General features: G+C 54.5%; 28 protein-coding genes and 1 pseudogene. 13 read left to right on the forward strand and 16 right to left on the reverse strand.

The window, feature by feature from the left end; genetic code table 11:
• Positions 1–138: 138 nt before the first annotated feature.
• The gene (locus NLX71_RS06800; protein WP_254362736.1) at positions 139–1,068 is read left to right on the forward strand and encodes a metallophosphoesterase family protein; all 930 of its coding nucleotides are present in this window, start codon (positions 139–141) and stop codon (positions 1,066–1,068) included.
• Between the two features lie 123 nt (positions 1,069–1,191).
• On the opposite strand, the gene NLX71_RS06805 is transcribed toward NLX71_RS06800, so the two are convergent.
• Genes NLX71_RS06805 through NLX71_RS06825 form a run of 5 tightly spaced genes read right to left on the reverse strand, consistent with a single transcriptional unit; the run spans position 1,192 to position 3,281 of the window.
• Positions 1,192–1,707, reverse strand: a complete 516-nt coding sequence (locus NLX71_RS06805; RefSeq protein WP_254362737.1) for a DinB family protein — start codon at positions 1,705–1,707, stop codon at positions 1,192–1,194.
• Between the two features lie 60 nt (positions 1,708–1,767).
• Positions 1,768–2,253 carry a hypothetical protein gene (locus tag NLX71_RS06810; protein WP_254362738.1) on the reverse strand — a complete coding sequence of 162 codons (486 nt, stop codon included), beginning with the start codon at positions 2,251–2,253 and terminating at the stop codon, positions 1,768–1,770.
• Between the two features lie 12 nt (positions 2,254–2,265).
• The gene (locus NLX71_RS06815) at positions 2,266–2,535 is read right to left on the reverse strand and encodes a class I SAM-dependent methyltransferase (RefSeq protein WP_254362739.1); all 270 of its coding nucleotides are present in this window, start codon (positions 2,533–2,535) and stop codon (positions 2,266–2,268) included.
• Positions 2,536–2,573: 38 nt separating this feature from the next.
• Positions 2,574–2,954 (reverse strand): helix-turn-helix domain-containing protein, encoded by a 381-nt coding sequence (locus tag NLX71_RS06820; protein ID WP_254362740.1) that lies wholly within the window; start codon positions 2,952–2,954, stop codon positions 2,574–2,576.
• A gap of 18 nt (positions 2,955–2,972) precedes the next feature.
• Positions 2,973–3,281, reverse strand: a complete 309-nt coding sequence (locus NLX71_RS06825) for a hypothetical protein (RefSeq protein ID WP_254362741.1) — start codon at positions 3,279–3,281, stop codon at positions 2,973–2,975.
• Positions 3,282–3,333: 52 nt separating this feature from the next.
• On the opposite strand from NLX71_RS06825, the pseudogene NLX71_RS06830 reads away from it, so the two are divergent.
• A pseudogene (locus NLX71_RS06830) lies at positions 3,334–3,762 on the forward strand (RNA-guided endonuclease InsQ/TnpB family protein); the annotation flags it as partial.
• 127 nt (positions 3,763–3,889) lie between these two features.
• Here the strand turns inward: NLX71_RS06830 and NLX71_RS06835 are convergent.
• Entirely contained in the window at positions 3,890–4,438 is a 549-nt protein-coding gene (locus NLX71_RS06835; RefSeq protein WP_309248923.1) for a GrpB family protein, read from the reverse strand.
• A gap of 210 nt (positions 4,439–4,648) precedes the next feature.
• Between NLX71_RS06835 and NLX71_RS06840 the strand changes: the two genes are divergently transcribed.
• Together NLX71_RS06840 and NLX71_RS06845 are read left to right on the forward strand one after the other, a co-directional pair.
• Positions 4,649–5,191 carry a DUF1697 domain-containing protein gene (locus tag NLX71_RS06840; RefSeq protein WP_254362742.1) on the forward strand — a complete coding sequence of 181 codons (543 nt, stop codon included), beginning with the start codon at positions 4,649–4,651 and terminating at the stop codon, positions 5,189–5,191.
• Between the two features lie 155 nt (positions 5,192–5,346).
• On the forward strand, positions 5,347–5,646 hold the full coding sequence (locus NLX71_RS06845) for a putative quinol monooxygenase (RefSeq protein WP_254362743.1): 300 nt from the start codon (positions 5,347–5,349) through the stop codon (positions 5,644–5,646).
• 74 nt (positions 5,647–5,720) lie between these two features.
• Here NLX71_RS06845 and mazF read toward each other — a convergent pair whose 3' ends face one another.
• From mazF to NLX71_RS06865, 4 genes are all read right to left on the reverse strand, one after another.
• Positions 5,721–6,062: an endoribonuclease MazF gene (mazF, locus tag NLX71_RS06850; RefSeq protein WP_254362744.1), complete on the reverse strand. Its 342-nt coding sequence runs from the start codon at positions 6,060–6,062 to the stop codon at positions 5,721–5,723.
• On the reverse strand, positions 6,056–6,286 hold the full coding sequence (locus NLX71_RS06855) for an AbrB/MazE/SpoVT family DNA-binding domain-containing protein (protein WP_254362745.1): 231 nt from the start codon (positions 6,284–6,286) through the stop codon (positions 6,056–6,058). Before NLX71_RS06855 ends, mazF begins: the two co-directional genes overlap by 7 nt.
• Before the next feature lie 138 nt (positions 6,287–6,424).
• Entirely contained in the window at positions 6,425–6,550 is a 126-nt protein-coding gene (locus NLX71_RS06860) for a helix-turn-helix domain-containing protein (protein WP_254362746.1), read from the reverse strand.
• 86 nt (positions 6,551–6,636) lie between these two features.
• Entirely contained in the window at positions 6,637–7,707 is a 1,071-nt protein-coding gene (locus tag NLX71_RS06865) for an FUSC family protein (RefSeq protein ID WP_254362747.1), read from the reverse strand.
• Between the two features lie 196 nt (positions 7,708–7,903).
• Here NLX71_RS06865 and NLX71_RS06870 point away from each other — a divergent pair, with 196 nt between their 5' ends.
• From NLX71_RS06870 to NLX71_RS06900, 7 genes are all read left to right on the forward strand, one after another.
• Entirely contained in the window at positions 7,904–8,488 is a 585-nt protein-coding gene (locus tag NLX71_RS06870) for a stalk domain-containing protein (RefSeq protein ID WP_254362748.1), read from the forward strand.
• Between the two features lie 231 nt (positions 8,489–8,719).
• A complete protein-coding gene (locus NLX71_RS06875) occupies positions 8,720–9,658 on the forward strand; it encodes a carbohydrate ABC transporter permease (RefSeq protein ID WP_254362749.1) in 939 nt (312 codons plus the stop codon).
• Positions 9,659–9,674: 16 nt separating this feature from the next.
• Positions 9,675–10,511 carry a carbohydrate ABC transporter permease gene (locus tag NLX71_RS06880; protein WP_254362750.1) on the forward strand — a complete coding sequence of 279 codons (837 nt, stop codon included), beginning with the start codon at positions 9,675–9,677 and terminating at the stop codon, positions 10,509–10,511.
• A gap of 112 nt (positions 10,512–10,623) precedes the next feature.
• A complete protein-coding gene (locus NLX71_RS06885; protein ID WP_254362751.1) occupies positions 10,624–11,967 on the forward strand; it encodes an ABC transporter substrate-binding protein in 1,344 nt (447 codons plus the stop codon).
• A gap of 110 nt (positions 11,968–12,077) precedes the next feature.
• Positions 12,078–13,781 carry a sensor histidine kinase gene (locus NLX71_RS06890; protein WP_254362752.1) on the forward strand — a complete coding sequence of 568 codons (1,704 nt, stop codon included), beginning with the start codon at positions 12,078–12,080 and terminating at the stop codon, positions 13,779–13,781.
• Positions 13,782–13,814: 33 nt separating this feature from the next.
• Positions 13,815–15,410 (forward strand): response regulator, encoded by a 1,596-nt coding sequence (locus NLX71_RS06895; RefSeq protein WP_254362753.1) that lies wholly within the window; start codon positions 13,815–13,817, stop codon positions 15,408–15,410.
• A 44-nt stretch (positions 15,411–15,454) separates the two neighbouring features.
• Complete coding sequence (locus NLX71_RS06900) at positions 15,455–16,603, forward strand: DUF2264 domain-containing protein (protein ID WP_309248924.1); 1,149 nt, start codon at positions 15,455–15,457, stop codon at positions 16,601–16,603.
• Between the two features lie 107 nt (positions 16,604–16,710).
• Here NLX71_RS06900 and NLX71_RS06905 read toward each other — a convergent pair whose 3' ends face one another.
• The 5 genes from NLX71_RS06905 to NLX71_RS06925 all read right to left on the reverse strand — a co-directional run bounded on the left by NLX71_RS06905 (position 16,711) and on the right by NLX71_RS06925 (position 20,534).
• Positions 16,711–17,805, reverse strand: a complete 1,095-nt coding sequence (locus NLX71_RS06905; RefSeq protein ID WP_254362754.1) for an acyltransferase family protein — start codon at positions 17,803–17,805, stop codon at positions 16,711–16,713.
• 158 nt (positions 17,806–17,963) lie between these two features.
• Entirely contained in the window at positions 17,964–18,299 is a 336-nt protein-coding gene (locus NLX71_RS06910; RefSeq protein ID WP_254362755.1) for a L,D-transpeptidase, read from the reverse strand.
• Between the two features lie 434 nt (positions 18,300–18,733).
• Positions 18,734–19,378 carry a TVP38/TMEM64 family protein gene (locus tag NLX71_RS06915; protein WP_254362756.1) on the reverse strand — a complete coding sequence of 215 codons (645 nt, stop codon included), beginning with the start codon at positions 19,376–19,378 and terminating at the stop codon, positions 18,734–18,736.
• A 24-nt stretch (positions 19,379–19,402) separates the two neighbouring features.
• Positions 19,403–19,540 carry a hypothetical protein gene (locus NLX71_RS06920; RefSeq protein ID WP_254362757.1) on the reverse strand — a complete coding sequence of 46 codons (138 nt, stop codon included), beginning with the start codon at positions 19,538–19,540 and terminating at the stop codon, positions 19,403–19,405.
• Between the two features lie 43 nt (positions 19,541–19,583).
• Positions 19,584–20,534, reverse strand: a complete 951-nt coding sequence (locus tag NLX71_RS06925; RefSeq protein ID WP_254362758.1) for a helix-turn-helix transcriptional regulator — start codon at positions 20,532–20,534, stop codon at positions 19,584–19,586.
• Between the two features lie 212 nt (positions 20,535–20,746).
• Between NLX71_RS06925 and modA the strand changes: the two genes are divergently transcribed.
• Positions 20,747–21,601, forward strand: coding sequence for a molybdate ABC transporter substrate-binding protein (modA, locus tag NLX71_RS06930; RefSeq protein ID WP_254362759.1), 855 nt, complete (start codon positions 20,747–20,749; stop codon positions 21,599–21,601).
• A 5-nt stretch (positions 21,602–21,606) separates the two neighbouring features.
• Positions 21,607–22,272, forward strand: coding sequence for a molybdate ABC transporter permease subunit (gene modB / locus NLX71_RS06935; protein WP_254362760.1), 666 nt, complete (start codon positions 21,607–21,609; stop codon positions 22,270–22,272).
• A gap of 43 nt (positions 22,273–22,315) precedes the next feature.
• Here modB and NLX71_RS06940 read toward each other — a convergent pair whose 3' ends face one another.
• Positions 22,316–22,870, reverse strand: coding sequence for a DoxX family protein (locus NLX71_RS06940; protein ID WP_254362761.1), 555 nt, complete (start codon positions 22,868–22,870; stop codon positions 22,316–22,318).
• Positions 22,871–23,225: the final 355 nt, after the last annotated feature.

The following is a 23,225-nucleotide window of genomic DNA, read 5'->3' on the forward strand; positions in this document are numbered from 1 at the left end:
GGAAGCGACGGGGAAGACGGCTTGAGGTTCACCGTCGACGCACGGAGCGGGTCGGACGCCGCCGCGTCAACAATAAGGCAGGCGGCCGCTTCCGGCGAACGGCAACGCGATAAACATTAGCGAAGAGGAGCGATTCAAGTGCAGGCTTTAACTTTTCGGGAAGACCGGACGTTTACGATTGTACAGTTTACCGACGTGCATATGAAAGCCGGAGGCGACGCAGACCGGCGCACCTTGGAGCTGATGGAGCATATACTCGAAGCGGAGCGGCCCGATCTGGTCTACTTCACTGGAGATGTCATCGAGGACAAGGAATGCGATGATCCGCTCGGCCGGTTCGACCGGGCGGTTTCCGTCGTCGAGAAGCGGCGCATCCTGTGGGCGGTCGTCTTCGGCAATCACGATACCGAGATGAAAATCACCCGGCAGCAGCTGATGGACAAAGTGTCCGGCTACGAGTACGCGTTAGCGGCAGGCGGTCCGTCGGACATCGCCGGAGAAGGCAATTATGTGCTCGAAGTCCGGGATGCATCCGGCAGACCGGCCGCCTTGCTGTACGGCTTCGACTCCGGCTGCATGTCCACGCTGCCGCACGTTCAGGGCTACGGCTGGATTTGCCGCGATCAGATCGATTGGTACGTCCGGCAGTCCGCTGCCTATACGTCGGACAACGGCGGCACGCCGCTACCGGCCTTGGCGTTCTTCCATATCCCGCTGCCGGAATACGCGGAGGTATGGGAGCGCGAAGTATGCTATGGGCATAAGCACGAGAACGTGTGCTGCCCGAAGATCAACACGGGACTGTTTGCGGCGCTCGTCGAAATGGGCGACGTCATGGGCACGTTCGCCGGTCACGACCACGTCAACGATTACTGCGGCACGCTTCACGGCGTCCGCCTGTGTTATGGCCGGGCAACGGGCTACAACACGTACGGCCGGGACGATTTCCCGCGCGGAGCGCGCGTCATCCGGCTGCGCGAAGGCGAGCGCGGCTTCGAGAGCTGGATGCGCCTTGCGGACGGAACGGTCGTGACGGGGCAGCCGGAGCATCGGCCGGAGACGCGCTAAAGGACCACCCGCCGGAGGGCCAAGATCTAATCATACGCTAAAGGACGTCGTCTTCGACAGCTACCAAACGAAAACAGGCGGACGGGATCATTCACCGCCGTCTGATCGCCGACGTCGCCTACGCTAACGACTCCGATCTGTAACTACTTGCGTTGCTGCGTCATCAAGTTCTCTCGGTTGCCTACCTATAAGCCGAATAAAATTCGCCGAAACCGCCCGCAAGCCGAGTTCCTTGGCCCAGACGGACAATTGTCCGACATGATGAATTTCGTGCGCGATCACATGTCTTAAGATTTCGCCTTGGGTGAACGTTTCGTTCATCCCGGAAGGCGTAACAGGTTGACCGTCGGATTCGTTTGACCAATGTGTGAGAAAGTCCTCGACTTCGATCCGATACTGCGCGGATAGCTGCCGTATTTTGTCCAAACTGGCGTTGTCATTGAAAGCAGGCTCCGGGTCCGGCTCGCCCTTGATGGCCCGAATCCAGCTGCACTCTACATCAACGATATGAAACAGCGTCTTCAGGATGGAGCCGACTCCGCCGGTACGTTCGCGCAGCAGCTCTTCCTCGCTTATCGCCCCGAAGGTCTCAAACCATTCGTCCCGCACCATCCAATTATAGCGAAATAACCGCAGCATTCGTTTCCTCCCCAGACCGATTCAGATTACTTCCATAAATCTCTGTCCAAAAGATCAGACTTAATATGTCGTCTTATTACATTGTCCCACCGGCGTCAACTGATAGAAACCGTCCGGTACGTACAACCGGTAGGAGCGGCTTTCCTCATCGTAAGCGGCCGCGTGCTGCCAGGCTTCTTCCACGCCTCCAGAACAGGACGTATTGATGACAACCGTTCCCGGCAGATTAATCGCTTGGCCTATCGTCTCCGGAAGCATAACCTCATCGTGCAAGCTCGAAACGTCGATTTCTTCGATATATTCACCGAAAATAATTCCGCCTTTGTCCCCATGAGCGCTAATAATAAGGTAAGGCGGAGCGTTCTCTTCCCCTTGTCCGATCACTTGCAGAAAATCCCCCGGCGTGCCGATCGTATGAAACAGCGGAACCATACTCAACTGTTCCACAACCATACGAATAAAATTGGCCTCGCCGGTGTCGCCAATTACAGCAATCGCAACGGGCAATCGTTTGACGTAAAAGCGGGTATCGACAGGTTTCCACAAGGTTCATCACTCTTAATCTATTTTTAAAATGTTTACGGCGATGTGTTTCCACGGTTTCACATAAAGAAGAACAAGGCCAGTCACAGCTTTCCCTCTCCTGGCATACGCCGAGCTGGTGATGCCGAAGCCGCAGCCGACATCCAGAATCGACTGTCCGGCTCCTTCAAGAAAACGGTCGATTTGATGCCAGGCTGTCGCATAGAATAACTGTCCCCAAGGCATCTTGGTATAAGTTAAGTAAGACTGGATCGATTTGGAGAATGCTGCGGCCTTGGAAGCCATAGGATATTGCTCCTTTGTGTGCCTCTGTATAAGTGGAATCAACTGCTAAACGGATCTTTTCCTCTTGATTGGAACATATGGAAGTCGATCCATTGATCCAACGTGCTTTTGCTGTAATATCGGTGACCGTTAATTTGAAAGAACGAAATATATCTATGCGTATCGTAAGCCGACAGCTTCTTTCGGATCGCTTCCGATTTTTTTACCAGTTCTTTAAAGTCGGTTTCAGGCAGCCCCACATAGCTTGCCGCTTCTTCGTCCGTTAGGAGCATCGCGCTGGACAGTGCTTTTGGCTTGCCCGAATCTTTTAACAAGGAGGCAGCTTGAATGGCATCAGCGATTAGCTTGGCTCCATAGACGAAGGACAGGCAGCACAGAATAACCAAAACCACATGCAAAATAGAATAAGTTTTATGCATTGGCAACTGATCCTTTCGTTATAGCTTGTGTTGAACAGTCAAGATGGGTTGCGGTACCCCGTTATTTTCGTCCGGATAGCCGAGCGAAGCATTAATAAACCGGCAGCCATGGCTGGTGTAATCTATCCGACTGTGTACATGCCCGAAGCACCATACTTTATTTTGAATGTGCCCAAAGAACTCCGAGCCATCAAAATAATAAAAGCTCGTTGCCAGTTGTTCCGCCCGGTCGGCAGGGACATGCGTCCAGTCAGGCGATATATGGGTTACGATAACGTCGGTGTCCGAGAGGACTTGGTAAAGCTTCTGTTTCTCTTCTTGAAACATCCAGTTTACAGATCTTAGCCGAGAAAGCCCTTACCTTTAGGCATGGGATTTAAAGAAGCTGTCTGCGATTCGTAAGCAAGAAAATAAAGAGCATCGCTACATGAAAGACCAAAACCACAAAATCAGCCGTAAGATCGTGAACATGGCGATTGAAGAACAAGTATCGGTCATCAAGCTGGAGAAGCTGACGAACCTTAGCCAAACGACAAGAACAAGTCGTAAAAACGCAAAAAACTTGCATAACTGGACGTTCTACCAATTGCAAACGTTTATCGCATACAAAGCGGCATTGGCCGGGATTAACATCATCGAAGTCAATCCAGCGTACACCTCCCAAACGTGTCCAAACTGCGAGAAACGGAACAAGGCAATGGACCGAACGTATGAGTGTTCATGCGGGTATCGCGCACACCGCGACAGAGTTGGAGCCATCAACATTATGCGCCAACCTGTGATAGATGGTAACAGTCTATCAGCCTAGATAGCTATACGCTCTGATCTAGGATGAGCTAATGAGCTAGCTCTTAACTTAGCAGTCTGCACAAAACAGAAATGGCCTGCGTGCGTTAACTAGCTAAGAATCCCACGGCTTTAGCCGTGTCGGAGGCTCAACTATCGCTATTTCCGGGCCTCCATCCCGTTTTTTGAGACCAGGAATGCGCTTGCTGCAAAATGCTCCAAATCACAGGGGTTTTCCCTTCCACGTAGCTTTCCCGCTCATTCCGGTACAGCTCCATGAGACGATGCTTTTCCTTGACATAGGTCGTACAAGCTTCCGGATGGGAGCGCAAGTAGTCTCTAAACAGAAGAGTCAGCTGCTCGGACCAACTGCCATGTTCTCTGACGTGGATATGGGTTCTTTTCGTTCCCGGGCGTTCTCTGAAATAGGCTTTGGTTTTGTCAGGGTTCTCCTCCCGGTGAATGAAGCCTACGCTTTCCAACTGCGGCTTATAAGTCTCCAGCGATGCAAGCTGCTTCACCGAAATTTGAATGTCGATAATGGGCTTCGCGTCGATCCCCTTCACGGAAGTAGACCCAACATGGTCGATTCGTATGGCGGCGTCTCCCAGGGCTTGTCTTATGCGCTCACCGATGATATTGAATTCATCAGGCCACGAATCGTTGTAAGGTAAGACGATAACCGGGTCTTTCATCATTCATTTCACCTCTCGCTTTTCCGTCGAAATGATTCCTGAAGACCAGTATACCAAAATTTGGCTTGCCGCGAAAAGCAACAAAGTACCTGCTAATGTCCGTCATGAAAACATACTCAAAAGGGGGCGTCGAAGGTATACTAAAGAATAGCAAATTTACGGCCAAACAAGACCCGACCTTATAACTATACTTCCGAAGAAGAAGGTGACAGAATGACCATTTATATCGCGCTGCTGCGGGGAATTAACGTGGGCGGACACAATAAGATCAAGATGGCTGAATTGAAGCGCACGCTGGAAACGATGGGCCTGCATCGGGTCCAAACGTATATTCAAAGCGGCAATGTCCTGTTCGAATCGGAAGAGAGCCCAGAGACGCTGCGCCTGCGGATCGAAGAGGAGATTGGAGCGGTGTTTGGCATTTCGATCACCGTTGTCATGAGGACGGCTGAGGAACTGGAGCGAATCGTTGAGGATTGCCCTTATGCGGATATTCCCTTGGCGGAAGGCGAAAGCATCCACGTTTCCTTATTGACCGAAGCGCCGCCGCAGAAGGTGGTCAACCTGTTATCCGCCAGCGAACGAGATAACGATGAATACTACATCCACGGACGCGAGATTTACTTTTTGTTCCGTCAAAGCATACTGGATTCCAAGCTGGCAAAACATTTGAACAAGCCGGGCAATATGGTAACTACGCGCAACTGGAATACGATGAACAAACTGGCCGCGCTGGCGAAGGCGATGCGGGCTTAACGGGGCACTCGGATAAGTGGACTGCCGCCGTACGGTACGGCATTGCAGATCGAGCCGGAGCTGCTCGTCCGGAACATGTCGGAGGCCAGCGCCCGTATCCTCGCACATGATGAAGCGATGTTATCCAACCACACAAGTAGAAAGGGAGATGAATCATGAGTAAATACGCCATGTTTGGAAAATTGACGGCCCACCCGGGGAAACGGGAAGAGCTTGCGAAAATGATGCTGGAAGCCGATACGCTGAACGACATGAAAGGCTGCATCTATTATATTCTGCATGAAGCTGAAGAAGATCCGGACGTCTTGTGGATCACGGAGCTGTGGGAGAGCCGGGAGGCGCATGCTGCGTCGCTGAAGAACGAAAAAGTGCGCGAGCTTATCGGGCGCTGCCAGCATTTGATTGAGGAAGTCGGCGGCGTAAAGGTCCGGCCGATCGGGGGAAAAGGGTTTTGATGGGGAAGTAGCAACATATTCAGTACCTAAGCCCATAAAGCCTTCCAAGTAACCCACTGGAAGGCAAAAAACGGTTATCGAATCAACAACTCCATTTTTGAAACAACCTCAGCCAGCGTCTTATCTGGAACTTTACAGATGAAAGTTGCCAGTCGGGACTGCCAGTCGAGACTTTTCACCTGATCGGAGAGAATTACCCCCTCGATAGGCAAATCCTGCGGAATGATGACCTCGAATGGATAGCCCTTGATCTTGGACGTTACCGGACAGAGCAGAGAAAGTCCGGCCTTCCCGTTATACGCGGCAGGTGAAATGACCAAAGCAGGACGCTTCCCAGCTTGTTCATGACCTGCTTGTGGGTTGAATTGCAACCACACCAAGTCGCCGCGATCCGGCACATACGTACTGGTTACCATGACTCCCGTCCTTGCGGCCCGCCAGTAGAAGCCTCTTTATGGAGATTTTCTGGCGTAATCTGGGCAAGAAGTTCATCCAGAGTGGACAACTTCGGCTTAATGACAAGGTGACCATCTTCCACGTCTAGATCGACCTCGGAGCCTTCCTCAAGTCCCACCTTCAAGGCAAGGGACTTCGGGATGCGAATGCCCAAGCTGTTTCCCCATTTTTGAACCTGAAACATGGAACCGCCTCCAACTAAAAAAGTATATACAAAGTATAAACATAATGTTGATTAAAGTCAAATCGAGGTCTGGTGTTTGTGTGAGATATGATGAATCGTTTGCAGATTTGTTAATATGCTGCGACTTAACATTTCGACTTAGGTCACTTCAAAGACTTGTGCAAGCTTAACCAATGTTTCGGTATCCGGATCGCGTATCCCGTACTCCCAATTGGCGTAAGTGCTGCTGCGTTTGATACCTAATCGTTCGGCAAGTACGGACATAGATCGTCACCTCACAGTTCATTAACATTGTAGTAATTAAAACAACGGCCCTCTTACAGCACACCGTCTGCAAAAGGGCCGTTCAGCTACTTCTTATTAATCCACGCCGACACGGATTCCAGCAGATCGTTTTCTTTGTCCTCCGCGCCGCGGTCGAATTGCTCGACCAGCTTGTTCAGCCTGCCGGTTTGGTAGCCGTAGTCATACATGGCCGCGGCTACGATTGAGAGGCGCAGATTGCCATCGCTGGCATCGGCATACCAGCTCATGAGCTGCTTCAGGAAGCGCTCATTCTCCACTTCGATGACCGCGGCTTCGGAAATATCCGCTTTCAGCTTATTCTCGAATTTCAAGAGCACGTGTTCGTGGAACCTGATCAGCTTTTCCATATGGCGGTCGAATTCCCGGTCGAGCTCCGGAGAGCGGGACGCTTGAAAATAATGCTCCTCCACGGCTTCCAGCACTTCCATCCCTTTGTGCAGCGTGTGCAGCATTTGCTTGTAAACGACCAAATGGCGGGTCTCGCTGAATTTGGCGCGCTTGAGCTTATGCAGATCTTCTTCTAACAGCGTGTACTTGTCCGTCAGCGATTTGAGCGCTCCTTCGAGCGCCTGCTTTTCGTCGCGGAACACGCTTTCCTTGATCTCGTCCGATATGACCGTGCGCAGCAGCAGAGACATTTTGAAGAAGGTCGATTCGATCTGCTTCACAAACTGAACTCTGGGGCGGGGAGGGAAGAACGTAATGTTGATCAAAAACGCCGAGCCAATCCCGATTAAGCTCAGCAAAAACCGGTTTAGCGCGAAATCCCACTGCCCGGATGCTTCCATAACAGCAATGACGGTCACCAGTGTCAGGCCGACGGTTTCTTCCATTTTCAGCTTCAGGCAGATCATAATGGCAAGGATACAAGCAATCCCGACTGCGATCGGGTCATTCGAGAAAATCATACCGGCAACCAAGGCCAGCACGGCCCCGAGCGTGTTCGTTTGCAACTGATCGAGCAAATAACGCCACGAGCGGTAAATGGATGGCTGCATAGCAAAAATCGCAGCGACTCCGGCGATCACAGGGGGCGTGTACCCGACCAATACGCTAATATACAGTGCCAGGGTAACCGCAAACCCTGTCTTCAGCACGCGGGCTCCGAACGTCACAGCCATCCCTCCTTTTATAATAGTAGAAGTATTCATGACTATCTTACACGGAATCCCGGCTTGTTGGCAAAATGAAATTGAATAGATTGCCCGGGTAGAAATGAGTGAAAAAAAGAAGGGCTTTAAGTGCAACAATTATCTCATAACTTATGTATATAATGGTGTAGTATTCCAAATCAGAGAGGAGTTTTATAAAATGAAAAAACTCGTAATCGGCCTCGCGGCAGGAATGATGCTTGGATCGGTGGCAACAGCATTTGCAGCGGAAGATATCGGCAAAGAAGTTAAGGCGGTTTTTGCCAAGTTCAACTTCAAAGCCAACGGCGTAGAAACTCCATTGGAGACGAGCCCGCTGGTGTACGAAGGTACGGCTTACTTGCCGGTGCGCGAGATCGGGAAGTTAACAGGCTACAACGTATCTTTTAATGAACAGACCCAAACGATTGAATTGGCTAACGTTACGGGCGCGACGAACTCCATTCCCGCGAAAACTCAAGATCCGGGAGCGAAGACCATAACAAAATCAGATGGAGAACTCCTGGATAAATTTTTAGCTATAATGAAGGCTTTGGGTAAAAGAAACTACAAGAATCTCCATGGAGGCATGTCAAACGAATCCGCCAAAATCAATATCGGTGATAAAAAGTATACGCTGAAAGTAGTAACCGAGGGTGGAAACGCTAAGTTCGACATCACTCCTCTTCTTGATGAGAAACTCATTACCTTGGAGGAAATCAAGGCGGCTTCTGAAGAAGGAGGAAAGAGTGAGAAAAAACCGTAAATACAGACCATGTTCGTAGAAATGTGGGGACAATTCAGGTTGAGACTCAACCGGGATTGTCTTTTTTCTATGCTCACCGTCGCATGAAATTGCTCGCTACGCTCTTTCCCATCCAGCCGGCATGGTAAAAATTTTGCACAACTCGGTCAGAATCGTCCGCAGCGCGGGGATCACCGCCTCTTATATAGTAAGAATCAACAATAGTATGGTTCACTTACAGGGGTGATAACGATGGAGACAAACAAGCTTTCGAACCGGACGCCGGGCGTCACGGCCACATCCAAATGGAATAATTCGAAGAAGGAAGCGCTGGTCGGCTGGCTGTTTCTGGCTCCCGAATTTATCGGGATCGTGCTGCTTTACGTATTTCCGGTCTTGTTCTCGCTGTATCTCAGCTTCAGCGAATGGAACCTGGTCGGGGGGATTTCTTCGATTAAATTCGTCGGACTCGAGAACTTTGCGAAGCTCTTCGATGACGAGAAAGTGCTGATGGCGCTCAAAAACAACTTGATTTACACGGTGCTCACGGTGCCGGTCGGCATGCTGCTCGCCTTGCTGCTCGCCGTGCTTATTCATTCGCGCGTTTACGGGAAAAGCTATTTTAAAGTCGCTTTCTTCATCCCGTACATTTCGTCGCTCGTCGCGCTTGGAGCAGTATGGAGCGCACTGTACCATCCGTCGAAAGGGCCGATCAACCAGTTTCTGGTCAGCCTCGGCATCACGGACCCGCCCAAATGGCTGGCGGATTCGAACTACTCGCTGCTCTCGATCATTATTATTGCGATCTGGGCCGGCATCGGCTACCAGATTGTCATTTACTTGGCGGGCCTGACGAACATTCCCGAAGAAATGTACGAAGCGGCCAGCATCGACGGCGCCTCGCCTTGGCATAAGTTCACGAAGATCACGCTGCCGCTGCTCGGGCCGACGACGTCCTTTTTGTTCATCACGCTGCTGATGTCGTCGTTCAAGGTGTTCGACCTTGTCGCCTTCATGACCGGCGGGGGACCGAACGATTCTTCGACGGTAATCGTCTTCCGCATCTACGAGGAAGGCTTCCGCAACTTCAAGATGGGCTACGCTTCCGCGATTTCCTGGCTCCTGTTCGCGATTGTCGGACTGGCGACACTTGCCACTTGGCAGCTCCAGAAGCGCAAAGTACATTACTAGAGAGGAGTAGAAGGGGATGCCTGTACGAAAATTTGATCTCACCAAATGGCTCCTGACAATCCTGCTCGGAGCGTTCTCCGTATTGTTCCTGGTTCCGCTGATCTGGATGATCTCAGCCGCTTCGAAGTTCGAGAAGGACGTTATGGACTTCCCGATCCGCTGGATTCCGACGGATTGGAACTTTATCGGCAACTTTCAAGAGGTGTGGCTGGGCAAGGTGCCGTTCTATCTCTTTTACTTGAATTCGCTCACGCTGGCGCTGATCATGACGGCGTGCACGATCTTTTTCTCGTCGATGGCGGCGTTCGCGTTCACGAAGCTGCGCTTCAAGGGCCGGGATCTCGCCTTCGGCGTGCTGCTCACGTTCATGGTCATTCCCGAGCAGGCGACGCTCGTACCACGCTATCTTCTAATGAAATGGCTGCATCTGTACAACACGCACGCAGGCATGGTTCTGATGGGCATGTTCTCGATCTATTTCACGTTCTTGCTTCGGCAGTTTATGATGGGGATTCACAGCGATTTTATCGAGGCGGCCAGAATCGACGGCGCGGGTTATTTCAAAACGTACTGGAGCATCATCCTGCCGCTCTGTAAACCGATTCTGGCGACGGTCGGCATCATCAAGTTCATCTGGACGTGGAACGATTACCAGACGCCGCTTATTTTTCTGATCAACAAAAGTCTGTATACGATCCCGCTGGGGATGCAAATGTTCAAGGACGAATTCGCCGACAACTACGCGGTTATCATGATGGCTTCGCTCTCTGCGATCCTGCCGCTGCTGATTATTTTCGTCGTGCTCCAGAAGCAGGTTATTAACGGCATCGCGCTCGGCGGGGTCAAGGGATAAAGGTCAAAATATTGCACGGGACAGGCAAAAATTAGACACATCGTTTTGGGCGGGAAAGCTTTAGAATGCAGCTATAGAGACCTATATTATCTTGACCCTGGGGGGAGTTCACATGAAGAAAACAAGTAAGTTGCTGTTGAGCGGGGCGGTACTTGCGGTTTCCGTACTGAGCGGGTGCGGCCAAGGGGCGGAGAAGCAGGAAGCGTCCGGCGAAGGCGGAAAGAAGAATGTGACGTTGAAGTATTACAACTGGGACAACGAGGTCATGGGCGCGACGACCAAAGCGCTCATCGATCAATTCCAGGCGAAATATCCGAACATCAAAGTCGAGTCCGTGCCGCTCGTACCGGGTAACTCGGTAGAGACGCTGAAGAAGCTGGACGTAACGATGTCCTCCGGCGAGCAGATCGACCTGGTGCTGTTCCCGAGCATCGACGAGACGCTGGCCCGCGCGGCGCAAGGTGTGCTGGCTCCTCTTGACGATATGTACACTAAAGAGAACGTGAAACCGGAGGATGAGTATTACGTCAATCCGAAATACAAAGGCAAAACGTACGCTGCGATGTACCAGCGCAGTAACTGGATCATTTTGCTGAACCAGAAGGCGCTCGACGAAGCGAAGCTGCCGGTGCCGGAGATCGGCTGGACCTGGGACGACTTCCGCGAATACGCGAAGAAGCTGACCAAAGGCGAAGGCAACAGCAAACGGTATGGCGCTTACTTCCATAACTGGGGCGATTACGCGAACCCGATTTTGTTCAACGAGAAACGGAACCCGTTCCTGAAGGAAGACGGCACGACCCAATTCGACGATCCGTCGACGCTGACGTTCTTCAACCTCCGCCGCGCGATGGAGAAAGAAGACAAGTCCACGACGCCGTTCGCCGATGTCGTAGGCGCGAAGCTGGCGTACCGGACGGAGTTCTTCAACGAAAAAACGGCGATGCTCGCGACGGGCAGCTGGATGGTTGCCGATTCGGCCGACGTGCAGAAGTATCCGCATAACTTCAAAGTGGCGTTCGCGCCGGTGCCGCGCTCCTCGAAGGACGCAGAGCTCGGTCAAACGAGCATTGGCGGACAGTTCATTTCCGTCGCGGCCGGATCGAAGTACAAAGACGAAGCGTATCAGTTCATCCGTTTCATAACGACGAATACGTCGGATGCGAAGAAAGAACTGTCCGGCTGGAAGAAAGCCGACGACAAGAAGATCATCGAAGGCACGATCGCGAAAAACAAGGATCTCTTCAACACCGAATCGCTTGACAAAGCGCTGTTCGACAAACGCATTCACGCGCCGGCTCCGTCCGAGGTCGTTGCGCCGTATGCGCCGCAGCTGAAGAAAGTGCTCGAAGACGGCTTCAGCGCGTTCATTCTGGACGGCAAGTCTGCCGAGGACGCCCGGAAGCAAATGGTCGAGCAGGCGAACAAAATCATCAAAGAGAACAGCAAAAAATAGTCAGGGAAAGGGGCGCCGCAGGGCGTCCTTTCTTTGCGCCGGGCCCCGATAGGACGCATGCGTTCTGTGATACAATGGGGGCAGAAAAGAGAGGGGGAGCTTTTGACACCATGAACAGCATGTTTCAATTTTCCTACTACCGGCGTATTCAGCTCTCGTTTCTGATTCTCATTTTGCTGCCGATCGTCATCGTGTCCGTATTTTTGCTGTCCATGACGCAGGATGCGGTGATGGACAAAATTCGCCTGACCAACCAGTCGGTCGTCGACGTGATGGCGAAGGATATTACGAAGACGATCGACGATCTGACGTATGCGTCGAATTTTTTCATACAAGACCCGAGCGCGAGGGCTCAGCTTCGCAGCTTCACCAATACCCGGCAAATCGCCAGCTTTGCCGATTACCAGAGACAGCAGCACATTCAAGATTTTTTCGGTCTGGTGCTGGCGAAGACGCTCAATACGGACATCCGGATGTTTCTGGTCAACGGCGAGGGCTTCATCATCCCATCCGGCGAGTCCGATCAGCTGGTTCCGTTCCGGCAGCACTGGGAGCAGCTCCGGTCCCAGGTCGACCCCGATACGCCGAAGCGGCTTCAATGGCTGAGCCGCGTCCAAACCGAAGGAGGCAAGGGGGAGCCGATTTATTACGCGGCCAGGGTCATCCGGGACCCGGCGGACAACGCTTATTTGGCTACGCTCTACATCGGCATTACGAATCCGTACTTCGAGAAGCTGTTCCGGCAGGCGGCCTCCGGCGCTTTTGCGCTATACGACGAGGAAGGTGGGCTAATCGCGGGGGACGCTTCCGTCCTGTTCGGCGGCGGAAGCGCGTCCGACCAAACGCTGCGGAGCGAAGCGGCGCTGTCCAAGACCGGCTGGAAAATGATCTACGAGACGCCCGATCAAGAAGTGGCCGGGCAAATTTATAAAATCTTTTATATCGCGCTGCTGTTCGTTATTCCGTTCTTTGCGCTGTTCTTTATTGTGTCGCTGCTGCTGGCCAAACGGCTGCACCGGCCGATTCGGAAGCTGGACTTCATGGCGAAGCAGTTCAGCCAAGGAAACCGGCTGATCCGGTTTCAGGGCAAGGGCAAGGACGAGATTGCGCAGCTCGGACAGACGTGGAACCGGATGCTCGACGAGATCAACCAGCTCATTACGAACATTGAGCAGGAGCAGGAGCAAAAGCGTGTCATCGAGCTGCAGGCGCTGTTCGCGCAAATCCGGCCGCATTTTTTGATCAATACGCTCAATTCGATCAAATGCAGTCTGATTCTGGACGGCGACCGTCGGCACAGCCGCCAGATTGATGCGCTGATGAGTCTGCTTCGGGCGTACATGAAGGTGAACGAGCCGACCTCCTTGGCCGCGGAATGCAAGCTGCTCGAGCATTATATGGACATTATGCGGTTGCGCAGCGAGCTTCACGTCGAGCTGAAGATCGCATTAGCTCCCGAGACGGCCGAATTCGAGGTGCCGAAGCTGCTGCTGCAGCCGATCGTCGAGAATGCGCTGCTGCACGGGTTCGCCGAGAAGCTGGACGATGCAAGAATCGACATTGACGCCGAGCGGCTGAACTCGCGTCTCGAGATCCGGGTGACGGATAACGGCGAGGGGATGCCGGACGAAGACCGGGAGGCGCTGAACCGGATGCTGGAGGGGCCCGAGACGGACAAGCCGCAGACGTACCGGCGGGTCGGACTGATCAACGTGCTCCAGCGGCTTCGGCTGACATACGGACCGGATGCGACGATGAAGCTTCGGGCGAACCCGTCCGGGGGCTTAACCGTTATTTTGAATATGCGGGCCTGACGAGCGACTATGGACAATGGGAGAGGATTAGTCATGTACAAAGTCCTGATCATCGACGACGATGTGCCGATGCTGAAATATTTGAAGCAGCTGGTCGATTGGAACGCGCTCGACCTGCAGATCGTCGCGGATACGTACTCCAGCGTCAAGGCGCTGCGGCTATTCGATGAGCTCCGGCCGGACCTCGTCGTCTCGGATATCGGTCTGCCGCAGATGGACGGGCTGGAGCTGGCTTCGGAAATGCGGCGGCGGCGGCCGGAGGTGCGGGTCATATTTCTAACTTGCCATGAAGACTTCCACTATGCGCAGAAGGCGCTCAAGCTGAGCGTCGACGACTACCTGATCAAGGACGAGCTGACGGCCGAGCAGTTAACGCAAAGCTTGGAGAAATCCGTGAGGCTTCTTCGCGCGGCGAAAGCGCAAACGGAGCAGCTGACGTACCGCGAGGATTGGAGCCGGCATGCCAATGTGCTGCGGGATTCATTTTTCAGGCAGCTGCTGCGCGGCGGAGAAGCCGCTTACCTGACCGATTCTGCCGGACGGCTCGGCCTCGTCTGGGATCAGCCGTCGTTTTTGCTGGCGCTCGGCTATGTATCGTATTACGACGTGCTCTCGCGCTACGCGCACAAGGACCTGCCGCTCATCCGTTACGGCATCGCGAATATTGCGACCGAGCTGGCGGGCGAGTACGAAGGCATCACGACCTTCAACGACGGCGAAGGGTTGGCCGTGCTGTTCAATTACCGGCCATCCTTGAAGTGGAATGCACAGGAGCATTTGCTGGCATTTCTAGCGAAGCTTCAGGCTAAATGCAAAGAATTTCTCGGCGTAGGCACGACGTTCTTCGTCAGCTCGGGTGCGGACAAGCTGGCGGTTATGGAGATTGGCGCGGCTCATCGCCGCATGGCGGCAGAGCGCTACACCGCTTTCTACACGGGGCATCCGGTGACCGTGCTGCCCGCGGCGGGCCTGCCGCAAGCGTACCATCCGGGAGCCGGGGGGTTCGAGCAGGAGTACGCCGAATTGTCGCAGGCGGTTCGGGATCATGACGAGGCGCTGCTGGAGAAAGCGCTGGCGGATATCCGGCGGTCGGCACTGCAACTGAAGCCGGAACCGACGTCGTTCGTGCATCAGTGCGCGGACAGGCTGCGGCTCGTCGAGCTTCAGTACCGGGCGTTCAGCGGCGAGACGCTGTACGCCTGCCTTCAGCAGACGCTGACGCTCGGCGACGCGCTCGGGCTGACGGGGTTGAAGATACGGCAGATTATGAACAGCCGACGGCTCGGGGAGCCGCAGACGAGCAAGGAGCCGAAGCTGCAGACGATCGATCAGTACATCGCGCAGCATTTGGCGGAGACGATCACCTCGATCGATATTGCGACGCATTTGTACTTGAACCCGAGCTATTTTTCAAGGTACTTTAAGAAGCTCTCCGGCGAAAATTTCACGGACTACGTCCACCGGTACAAGATGAAGATCGCCGCCGATCTGCTGGAGAAGACGAAGGATTCCATCGAGGTCGTCGCGCTGCGCTGCGGCTATTCGGACCGGACGTACTTCTCCAAGGTGTTCAAAAAATACATCGGCGTCACGCCCGGGGAGTACAAGTCGAGGTCCGGCATGATGTAGCGGGGCGCTTGCGAAACAACCATCAAACGAGAGGAAGATCAAACGTGACGACTCATGCCGATGACCGAGACTACTGGCTGCAAACGATGCAGCGCATCGCGAAGCCGGTGCTCGAAGCGCTGTCGCAGCGCAAGCTGAAAGAGCGGATGACGGTGGAGGCGAAGCTGGACGACCGTGAGCTGTACACGTATCTGGAAGCATACGGCCGGCTGCTCGCAGGCATTGCGCCGTGGCTGGAACACGGCCCGAGGACGGGAGCGGAAGGAGAGCTGCGCCGCGAATACGTCCGGCTGGCACAGCTGGCGATGGATGCGGCGACCGATCCGCAGTCGCCGGACCGGATGAACTTCTCCAAGGGCTACCAGCCGATTGTGGATGCGGCCTTTCTGGCCCATGCGATTTTGCGGGCGCCGACGGCATTGTGGAGCGGGCTGGACGACTGCGTCAAGGCGAACGTGAAGGAAGCGCTGCGTGCGACCCGTTCCCGGAAGCCGTGGTTCAACAACTGGCTGCTGTTCGCGGCCATGATCGAAGCGGCGCTCTGCGTCATCGGCGACGACACGTGGGACCCGATGCGGATCGATTACGCGCTGAAGCAGCATGAGCAGTGGTATCTCGGCGACGGCATGTACGGCGACGGACCTCAGTACCATGCGGATTACTACAACAGCTTCGTCATTCAACCGATGCTGCTCGATCTCCTGGATACGGTCGGCGACCGCTATCCCGAATGGGCGAGCCTGCGGGAGCGCGTCCAGCGGAGGGCGGTGCGTTACGCCGCCATACTGGAACGGTCCATTTCGCCGGAAGGAACGTTTCCCGTCGTCGGGCGTTCGCTCGCTTACCGCTTCGGCGCGTTCCAACTGCTGGCCCAGATGGCACTGCGGGAGCAGCTGCCAGACGATGTCGCGCCGGCCCAAGTGCGCTGCGCGCTGACCGCGGTCATGCGCCGCATGATCGAAGCGCCGGGCACGTTCGATGCGGACGGCTGGCTGACGATCGGCTTCTGCGGGCATCAGCCGGAGATCGGAGAGCCGTACATTTCCACCGGCAGCTTGTACTTGTGCGCCACCGTTTTCCTGCCGCTCGGGCTTTCGGTGGACCGCCCGTTCTGGCAGGGTGAAGCGGCGGACTGGACGTCGCGCAAAGCATGGTCGGGCGGGTATACCCCGGCAGACCATGCGCTGGAATAAACTCGGCTGTCGCCGGGAGCCGTTCCAAGCGTGGCCGCAACAACCTAAAAAAGCCGTATTCCATAAGGAGGGGCTCCCCTCCTCTTATGGAATACGGCTTTTCGAGTCTACGTGGCGCGCGAATAGGCTTCCTGGGTTTTGCGCTTCCGTGCTTGCACGGCTTTTTTGGTCAGCGCGTTCAGCGGTCTTTCGACCCAACGGTACACCGTAAGGCAGAGGAGCAGTCCCGACAGGAAGCAAAGCGTGACCGTCAGCGCTGGACCGATCCGTTCCACCGCATGCGCGGCCCGCGCCAGCTTGAAGGTGACCGACATCATCGGCAGACTGGCGAGCAGGATCGAATATGAGGCGTTCCCGCACAGCGCGAGCGGCTTAAGCCAGCGGTACGCCGGACCTTTCCACGTCGTTACCCCGATCAACACCAACGCCGATCCGAGCGTATGCAGCAGATCCGTGTAGTGCAGACCGCTCTCCTCAAACCGCAGCACCCAGAGAATCGCGTAGACGGCGGCGCCTCCCGCGATCCACCATAGGCTGCGGCCGAGCTGGTGTTTGCGGACGAGATAGGCGACGAGCATGCCGGAGAAAAACTCCAAGTGCGCCTCGTTAAACAAAAATTGCCCCAGCAATCCCTCTTTCACCTGAATCCATCCGATGGCATGGAGGGCAATGATCGTCAGCCACCCCGAGTAAATCGCGGCGACGGTTTTTTCTTTCAAGAGAAATCCCAGGGAGAACATCAGATAAAACCACACGACGTACGTCAGCGACCAAGCGACGCCCAGAATGGGCGCTTGAGCCTGCGGCCACAGCAGCATCGATTTGAAAATGACCGCGGGATCACGCTCATAGCCGAAGCCGAACGATGGCATCAGAAAATATATCGGGACGATGACGGCCATGATGACCCAGTATAACGGATAAATGCGGTAGAACCGTTTCAGCAGAAACGTTCTGAACAGCTCCGTCCTTCCGAATTGTTCGCGGTACAGCGTGAACATTAAATAACCGGTCAAAGCGAAAAAAAACGTATACGCCCCTGAGCGTCCCATTTCGCTGATCCGGAGGTAATTGTATCCGAAATAATGCTGGCCCGTTTGCGAAGCGTGAAATAGCATGACCAGCAGAACGGCAACGCCGCGGGCCGCTTGAATATAAAAAAAATTGTGTTTCCGCTCCATTCCGCCCAGCCTTTCATGCATAGAATGCCTGCTTTTGTATAGCATTATGGCAGACAAGTATGAAGAAATCATGACATGAACCTGAATGCAAGCTGAAAATGGTTCGGACAAGAGAGGATAACTTTTAAAGCGGTAAGCAAAATCTTACTGGGCGGGGAAGTTCCTGCCATGTACGGCAGCTACCGACGGATCGTGACCCGCGTGCCGATGGGGACAAGGCGGGCAAGCGCCAGCACGTCCTCGTTGTACATGCGGATGCACCCATGGGAGACGGCGTGACCGATGGACGAAGGGTTATTCGTACCGTGGATGCCGTAATGCGGGCGAGACAGTCCCATCCAGAAGGCGCCGAACGGCCCGCCCGGATGGGGCGCCTTGTTGATAATCCTGTACTCGCCCACGGGCGACTGTGTCAGTATTTTGCCGATAGCGATCGGATACGAACGGATCACGCGGCTGCCTTCCAGCAGATGAAGCATCCGCTGTGACAAATCGACGATAATGCGGTATGGCATGGGGAGCAGCTCCTTCGCAGAAGTTTCGCAAATATGCTACTACCATATGCACGGGAGCCTATCGGGGCGACGAAAAGAAAGCCCTTACCTTTAGGCATGGGATGAATCGGCTTGGGATAAGGGCTGTCTTTAGACACTCGTCCGCGGACACGTTCCGCATCGGCAACATCGGGGATGTGCATGCGGATGATATCGGGCGGCTGCTGGAGGCGGTCGGGCGCAACCGGTGTGGTTGAACTGGCGAAGAATTTTCGTATCAACAGGATGTGGATTGAACAAAGGTCTAAACAAGATAGGAGGGAACTAAGCTGTCGAATCAACGACGTGAATAGCATCAGCAGCATGGCCGATCTGGAGAAAGTTTGCGATTAAACGGTTTGCGGCCGTCCCCCCCAAGGGGGAGGGTATGGCCTCTGGCGCGTTCCGCGGGGAATTCATCCGCTTCCCCGCCCGTCGCCGTCCAGACCTCGTTGCTCCTCTTTGGCCGCAGCCACTCTTGTAAAATGCGCCTCGATTTTTTTGCTGAGAAACAGCGAACCCCCGATAAACAACACCACATAGAGCAGCTGAAACGGCTCACGGACGAATCGCTCCAGATCGTGCCCGATGTACGAGACAGTGAAGATCATGATCGCTTTGCCGGCAGCTACAGCGATCAGAAACGTATGCAAGCGCATGCGCGCGGCCGCAGCCGCCATATTGACAAGCACAAACGGACCGACCGGAAACACGCTCAGCAGAAACACATAGCTGAACCCGTTGTGGCGGACCCACCGCATGCTTTTTTCGACTTTGGGCTTGCGCTTCCACCGCTCGAAGTATGGATGGTCGGCCGCTTTGCGAATGATGAGGAAGGTCGTCAGGCAGCCGGTGATCATGCCGATCCACGAATATAGAAAGCCGAGCCATAAGCCGTATACCGCCGCATTGACTCCGACGATAACTAGCGTAGGCAGCGGAGGAACGAACGACTTGGCGAACGTGAGCAGGATGCCGGGCAGCGGCCCCAGGGAACGGTATTGCTCCAGCCAATGCTTGATGTTGTCCTCTGTCAAATGCTGGATGATTGAAAAATCCATGCTGATGCGATCACCCGAGTCCAGTTAGATTTTGTGCCAAGCGTAGCCGCTCAGCCATCGTTCTTGTTCTTCATAAAGATCGTAACGCAGTCTCGGATAGAAGGGAAGGCAGGCCACAATAATGACACAGATGGCGGTCATGATCCATACCCATTTTTTCAAATCCCCCCCTGTCCTGTCGGGCAGCGTGTACGGAAAGCGGGCGTCACGTTTCCAGTAAAACCTTGCCCGTTTCGGTCAAGTCGTATCCGCCGATGGAGCGCAGCTCGCCGAGAAAGACGTCCGATTGCAGGATACGCCGGACCGCTTCGATCCATTCGCGGTTATCCGGCTTTTTCAGCATTACGAGATCGTAACGTTCCCGGATCAGCGGGATAAAATCAACGCCTCCGACGATGCTCGCCGCTTTCTCGATCCCGACCCCGACATCGGCCTCGCCCGCAGCGACTTTACCGGCTACGCCCATATGGCTGGATTCCTCCGCCTCATAGCCGGCAATGCGGCCCGGAGCGATGCCGTGCAGTCGAAGCTGCTCGTCCAGCAGCACACGTGCGCCGGAGCCTTTCTCCCGGTTGGCGATACGCAGGCCGGGCTGTGCGAGATCATCCCAGCTCCGCAGTCCTTTCGGATTGCCCCGCGGCACATAAAGCCCTGCATTCCGGGTAACCAGATGCACGACGATATACGAAAAGCCGACCAGCAGCTTGCGGATATACGGAATATTGTATTCCCCGGTATCGCCATCCAGCAGATGCGTGCTCACGATATCCGATTCGCCGCGGTACATCGAGATCAGGCTGTCCAAGCTGCCGACATACGAGCGGAGCGGGCGGACGCCGGGCGCTTGCTTCTCCAGATGCTTGGCTAACATGTCGAGGCTGATATCCTGCCCTGTGATGACGAGCGGACGGCTGCCCGAAAAAAAAACGGCCTCCGGTCTTGAGGAACCGGACGACGCCGGAGCGGCTGCGGGCGGTATACGGCCTTCGCGGGTTTTGGCTTTATAGGCTTCCAGATCCGCGGCGTCGATACGCATTTGCTTGCCGACGCGATAGGCGGGAAGCTCGCCCTTTTTGATCAAGTCGTACACCGTCAGCTTGGATATTTTCAAAAGCTTCGCGATTTCTTCAGTTGTATAGGAAACGTCGTTGGTCATGACGCTGAAACCTCCCGTCTTGCATTCGTCTTCGCAGGCATCGCCGGTCTTGCTCCCGGCTTGGACACGAAGTCGTCACGTCTATCATACGATGGAAGCGGTAACGATTCAAACCGCTGTTTACAGGCTTCCTTTTTTTCGCTTATAATGAGTTTCGAACTAATTATAGCTAGTTATATCTAAACATAATTAAATAGATAGGAGAGGGTATTATGCGCAAAATCATTGCTTCTTGTTTATTCCTGCTGCTTGCTTTATCTCTAGCCATCGGGCTAACAGGCTGTGGCGGAGCCAAGCCGACTCCGGCAGACGCGCCGAAAGCCGGGCAAGAGAAGAGCCAGGCCAGCCAAGCTGCCCCCGCTGAGAAGGTGGAACTGACCGTATCCGCCGCGGCGAGCTTGACCGACGCGCTCAAGGAAATCCAGACCGCTTATGAAAGCAAGAACGCCAACATCAAGCTGAACTTCAACTTCGGGGCTTCCGGCGCACTGCAGCAGCAGATCGAGCAGGGCGCTCCTGCCGACGTGTTCCTGTCCGCCGCCGCCAAAAATATGAAGGCGCTGGTGGACAAGCAGCTTGTCGATGCGGCGCAGCAGAAAAGCCTGCTCGTCAACGAGCTTGTCGTCGTCGTACCGGAAGGCGGCAAAGCGCAGGTCGGCACGGTGGGCGATTTGGCGAAGCCGGAAGTGAAGCACGTGGCCATCGGGGAGCCGGAATCCGTACCGGCGGGCGGTTATGCCAAGGAAGCGCTGACGAACGCGAAGCAGTGGGACGCTTTGCAGCCGAAGCTCGTCATGGCGAAAGACGTGCGGCAGGTGCTGACCTACGTCGAATCGGGCAACGCGGAAGCGGGCTTCGTCTACAAGACGGATGCGCTCACGTCCAAGAAGGTCAAGATCGCCTTCAACGTCGATCCGAAAACCTACAAGCCGGTCGAATATCCGGCCGGTATCGTCAAAGCGACGAAGCATGCCAAAGAAGCCGAAGCCTTCTACACGTACCTGCAGAGTAAAGAGGCGGCGGACGTGTTCGCGAAGTACGGCTTCGCCGTTCCTGCCGGGAAGTAGCCGGCATGCCTGGCCTCGATTGGAACGCTTTTCTGTCGCCGGTCCTGCTGTCGGTCAAAGTATCGCTGTTTGCTAGCGCGCTGGTGTTCCTCCTCGGGATCGCTGCGGCATGGGGCTTGTCCCGCCGTGCGTTTCCGGGCAAAACGCTGCTGGAAACCGCGCTGATGCTGCCGCTGGTGCTTCCTCCGACCGTGATCGGCTTCATCCTGCTGGTGCTTCTTGGCAAGAAGAGCTGGTTCGGCCGCTGGCTCGAAGAATGGTTTACGGCCCCGCTCATCTTTACTTGGTGGGCCGCCGTCATCGCCTCAGTCGTGGTCGCCTTTCCGCTCGTGTACCAAACGATGAAGGTCGGCTTCGCTTCGGTCGACCGCAACCTGGAGGACGCCGCGCGCTCCGCGGGCGCAGGCGAGTGGCAGGTGCTCCGCTTCATTACGCTGCCGCTGGCCTGGCGCTCCCTCGCTACGGCTTACATTCTGGGCTTCGCCCGGGCGCTCGGCGAATTCGGGGCGACACTGATGATCGCCGGCAACATCTCGGGCAAGACGCAGACGGTTCCGACCGCGATCTATATGGCGGTGGAATCCGGCCGCATGACGCTCGCCTGGTGGTGGACCGGCTCGATCATCGTCATTTCGTTTATGATGATGCTGATTGTGAATAAAAAAAAGTAAGACCACGGAATCTATCCGTGGTCTTCTCTATTGTATGCTTGCGTTACACGCCCATGGGGGCACGGGTGCCGCCGGTGGTTTTGTTGGGATCGTGACCGTCCCCGCCTTTGTTCATCTTACGGAACGCTTTGCGGAGGTAAGGCAACACGTAGTAGTCGCCGCCGAATTTGCCGGCGTTAGCTCCTGCGGCCAAGACGATGAAGCCAAGGAGCACCAGCCAAGGGTTCGTGCTTACGGTTCCGGCGAACAGAAACATGAAGTTCATCATTAATCCGAAGAAGGCGGCCGCTGCCGTCAGCGTCCCGAGAATTAGGCCGAGGCCGACGAGAAACTCACCGAGCGGGATCAGGAAGTTGATCAGCTTCGCGTTAGGTAAAGCGAAGTTTTGCAGGAACGCCGTGAAGGTCGGGTACATCAATTCGTTTGTGGCTTTGTCCATTGCCGGTTTGGCAATAGCGCCCTTCAGGAAGCCGGTGGCGTCGAACCCGCCGGTTAGTTTGTGGAACCCGGCCATAAGCCACGTCCATCCGACGTATACGCGTAATATGAGCAGCAAGCCGGCAGCATACACGTTTTCTCTTAACCATTTCATAATCATCATAATCGCTCCCTTTGTTCTCGATTTGTGTCTAAATTTTGACACATTCATTTTTTTCATTATTGCACATCGCTAAAGAGATGAAGAGGGATAAATTACCATCATTAAGGGATAATATCCATTTAAACTTATAGGATTAAAAGGATCATCTTTGAAATCATTCGACTTTTTTCCAAGACTCGTGAAAATATTCACAAACTTCTACAAGAAAAAATGTTCGCCTGCTTTCCAATAAGGTAAAACTATCTTTTCATACAAGATCGGTTGCTATAGCAGTGTCGGCGGTTGGATCGGGAACGAAGCACCGTGTTCATATCGCATGTTCCTTTCCTTTGATTGATGTCGGGATTTGTTT

The organism is Paenibacillus sp. MZ04-78.2 (assembly GCF_024213375.1).
Taxonomy (GTDB): Bacteria; Bacillota; Bacilli; order Paenibacillales; family NBRC-103111; genus Paenibacillus_G.